This window comes from Pseudomonas sp. VI4.1 (genome assembly GCF_002029345.1).
Classification (GTDB): domain Bacteria; phylum Pseudomonadota; class Gammaproteobacteria; order Pseudomonadales; family Pseudomonadaceae; genus Aquipseudomonas.
Genome location: NZ_MULM01000022.1, coordinates 1 through 3,181, shown reverse-complemented (window position 1 = coordinate 3,181; position 3,181 = coordinate 1). Strand labels below are relative to the sequence as shown.

Genomic DNA, 3,181 nt, shown 5'->3' with positions numbered 1-3,181 from the left:
CCTCGGCTTTATCGCCCATGCGCCGGATCGTCTCCGGGCTGGGCCCGACGAAAATGGCGCCCGCCGCGAGGACGGCTTCGGCGAATCGGCGTTCTCCGAGAGAAAGCCATAACCGGGATGGACCGCATTGGCCCCCGTGGTTTTCAAGGCTGCGAGCAATGCTTCGACGTTCAGGTAACTTTTGTCGGCGCGGGCGGGACCGAGCAAGTGCACCTCGTCGGCCATGCGCGCAGCCTGGGAGTCGAGGTCCGCTTCGCTGCACGCGGCAACGGTGGGGATGCCCAGTGCTTTGGCGGCGCGGATAATCCGCACGGCAATCTCGCCACGGTTGGCGATCAGTAATTTACGAATGCCTTGAGTCATGATCGCGCCCTCACTCGTCGTCGAGTGTTGCGACGACCTGACCCGGTTCCACCGGATCGCCGTCTTCGACCAGAAATGCGCCAAGGCGACCGGCTGTCCCGGCGGTCAGTTCGGAAAACTGCTTCATGACCTCGATCAGGCCAATCACCGTGTCGGCGTTGACCTGCGCGCCCTCCTCGACGAAGTTCGCCGATTCGGGGGTGGCTTTGCGGTAGAAGGTCCCGGGCAATGGGGTGATGACAGTGTGTTCGGCCATGTCTGTTCCTCTTGGAATAGTTGTAGAAAGGCAGGCAAAAATGAATTGGTGTTTAAACCCTGGCGTCTGTGTGCCGGGTGTTTCGTGCTGATTCAGCGGGGTGCGCGAACCTCGATCCCGGCGCTATCGAGTGCGTTACGCGTGGCTTCGACCAACGCCAGGGCGCCCGGCGTATCGCTGTGCAAACAGATGGAATCGAATTCGATCTTCAGGTCCTGACCCTCGACCGTGCGTACCACGCCTTCCTGACAGGCACGCAGTACCCGCGCGGCCACCTGGGCCGGATCGTAGGCGCGCACGTTGCGGGTGAAGACGATGGAGCCGCTGAGGTCGTACTCGCGGTCGGCGTAGAACTCGCGGATCACCGGTTGACCGAGTTCCTTGGCGACGCGCCAGATCACTGAATCGGGCATGCAATACAGCAGTAACTCAGGCTCCAGGCGTCGCAGGTTTTCCACCAGCAAACGGGCGGCCTCCTCATCCCGCGCCAGGTGCATGTAGAGCGCGCCGTGGGGTTTGATGTGTTGCAGCGCCACCCCTTGAACCCGGGCGAGTTCACGCAGGGCGCCCAACTGGTAGAGCATGTCGTCCACCAGTTCCTGGGCCGGTGCGTTGATGTGCCGACGGCCAAATCCCACCAGGTCGCGAAACCCTGGATGCGCGCCGATGGATACGCCCAGGCGCTTGGCCTGTTCCACAGTGCGGCGCATGGTGCTGGGGTCCCCGGCATGAAAGCCGGTGGCGATGTTGGCCGAACTGATGAAGCCCATCAGCTCATTGTCGACGCCATCGCCGATGGTCCATGGACCGAAGCCTTCGCCCATGTCCGAGTTGAAATCTACTGCCTGCATGACACTTGCTCCCGACGCTTGTGACTTCATGCAAGCCACGTTAGATTCCTGCCAACCCCTTGGGAAGATCTATTATCAGATGGGCCATCTTCTGAAAAACAGATAGCCCGTGAAAAACAGATACCCCACCGTCCGGAGTGCTCATGTCACTGACCCTGCGCCAGGTCCGCTATTTCGTCGCCACCGCCGAGATCGGGCAAATTTCTCAAGCGGCCATTCATTTGAATATTTCCCAGTCGGCGGTGACCACGGCGATCAAGGAACTGGAAGGCATGCTGGGCACCTTGCTGTTCCAGCGTTCGGCCCAGGGCATGAGCCTGACCGATGCCGGGCGGCATTTTCTCAATCGGGCCTATGTGATCCAACGCAGCGTCGACGACGCGCTGAACAGCCCGCTGCCCGACGTCCGCGCCAGCGGCCTGCTGCGCCTGGCCGCCAGCTATACGGTGATCGGGTACTTCCTGCCGCACCATCTGCAACGGCTGGAACACTGGCACCCGGACGTGGCCATCGAAGTCCACGAACAAGAACGCCAGGCCATCGAACACGGTTTGCTGGAAGGCCGATTCGACATGGCGGTGGTGCTCACGGCGAACCTCACTCACCCGGACATCGTCTCGGAAATTCTGTTCAACTCCGAACGCCGGCTCTGGCTGCCCAGCCACCATCCACTGTGCGAACGCTCCGCGGTCAGCCTCGCCGACGTGGCGAAGGAACCCTACATCCTGTTGACCGTCGACGAAGCCGAACAAAGCGCCATGCGTTATTGGGAACACGCGCACCAACAACCCAACGTGCGCGTGCGAACCAGCTCCGTGGAAGCGGTGCGCAGCATGGTTGCCAATGGCAGCGGCGTAGCGATCCTCTCGGACCTGGTGCATCGCCCCTGGTCGCTGGAAGGCAAACGCATCGAAACCCTGACGGTCACCGACAAGGTCACCCCCATGAGTGTCGGCCTGGCCTGGCATCGCGAGCGCAATTTCAGCCCGGCCATGCAAGCGTTCCGCAACTACTTCCACGATGCCTTTCTGGCGCCGCAACAGTTATCTGCGCGACGTTGAAAGAAGCGGATACCGAGGTGTTCCGGACACGGGCACGGCGAGCCGTCACAGTATCGAACATGCCTCATTCAGCGCTGGTCATGACCTCTCCGCAAGCTGGCTGAGGTCCAACACGTGTGCATGAACTGGACCTATGCAGACCGTCACAAGCGTCCGAATATGCCCTCTGCAATTTCCGCTGAAAATCAAAAATGGAGGAACGACCCGCTGCCTCGCGGCCCTGACGGGCAGCTGTCAATTGCATCTCATCAATACAATCATAGAGAGTGCAGAATGAAGTTCAGCTTTGTAGAAAACAGCCATCCGAGCCGTCGACGCGTGCTGCGCGATGCCTTGACCCTGGCTTTGGCGGCCTCGCCATTGGCAAGCCTGGCCAAGGCCGCCGCCGAACCCGAGGCGGCCGACACAAACGCCGAAGACGTGACCTTTGCGGCTGGCCCGCGGCCGCTGGTGCAATATCCGCAAAAACGCCCGCTGACCCTGGTGACCACTCGCCCGCCGCACCTGGAGACGCCCTTCGCGCTCTTCAACGATGGGCCGATCACGCCCAACGACGCCTTTTTCGTGCGTTACCACCTGGCCAATTTCCCCACCAGCATCGATCCGGACAGCTACCGCCTGACGATCAAGGGCGCGGTCGACACGCCGCT

At 61.4% G+C, this 3,181-nt stretch carries 3 protein-coding genes and 2 pseudogenes; 2 read left to right on the top strand and 3 right to left on the bottom strand.

Features of this window, described 5'->3' with window-relative positions:
* The 3 genes and pseudogenes from BZ163_RS00245 to BZ163_RS00235 form a co-directional block, all read right to left on the bottom strand.
* Nucleotides 1-363, bottom strand: a pseudogene (locus tag BZ163_RS00245) (biotin carboxylase N-terminal domain-containing protein); the annotation flags it as partial.
* 10 nt (nucleotides 364-373) lie between these two features.
* The gene (locus BZ163_RS00240) at nucleotides 374-619 is read right to left on the bottom strand and encodes an acetyl-CoA carboxylase (RefSeq protein ID WP_128869342.1); all 246 of its coding nucleotides are present in this window, start codon (nucleotides 617-619) and stop codon (nucleotides 374-376) included.
* 92 nt (nucleotides 620-711) lie between these two features.
* Complete coding sequence (locus BZ163_RS00235; protein ID WP_128869341.1) at nucleotides 712-1,470, bottom strand: 5-oxoprolinase subunit PxpA; 759 nt, start codon at nucleotides 1,468-1,470, stop codon at nucleotides 712-714.
* A 143-nt stretch (nucleotides 1,471-1,613) separates the two neighbouring features.
* Here BZ163_RS00235 and BZ163_RS00230 point away from each other — a divergent pair, with 143 nt between their 5' ends.
* Together BZ163_RS00230 and BZ163_RS00225 are read left to right on the top strand one after the other, a co-directional pair.
* On the top strand, nucleotides 1,614-2,531 hold the full coding sequence (locus BZ163_RS00230; protein WP_128869340.1) for a LysR family transcriptional regulator: 918 nt from the start codon (nucleotides 1,614-1,616) through the stop codon (nucleotides 2,529-2,531).
* A 273-nt stretch (nucleotides 2,532-2,804) separates the two neighbouring features.
* Nucleotides 2,805-3,181: pseudogene (locus BZ163_RS00225) on the top strand (oxidase); the annotation flags it as partial.

Excerpts from the sequence above, each read along its gene's own strand:
- BZ163_RS00240 (WP_128869342.1), bottom strand. The coding sequence starts at position 619 with ATGGCCGAACACACTGTCATCACCCCATTGCCCGGGACCTTCTACCGC.
- BZ163_RS00235 (WP_128869341.1), bottom strand. The coding sequence starts at position 1,470 with ATGCAGGCAGTAGATTTCAACTCGGACATGGGCGAAGGCTTCGGTCCA.
- BZ163_RS00230 (WP_128869340.1), top strand. The coding sequence starts at position 1,614 with ATGTCACTGACCCTGCGCCAGGTCCGCTATTTCGTCGCCACCGCCGAG.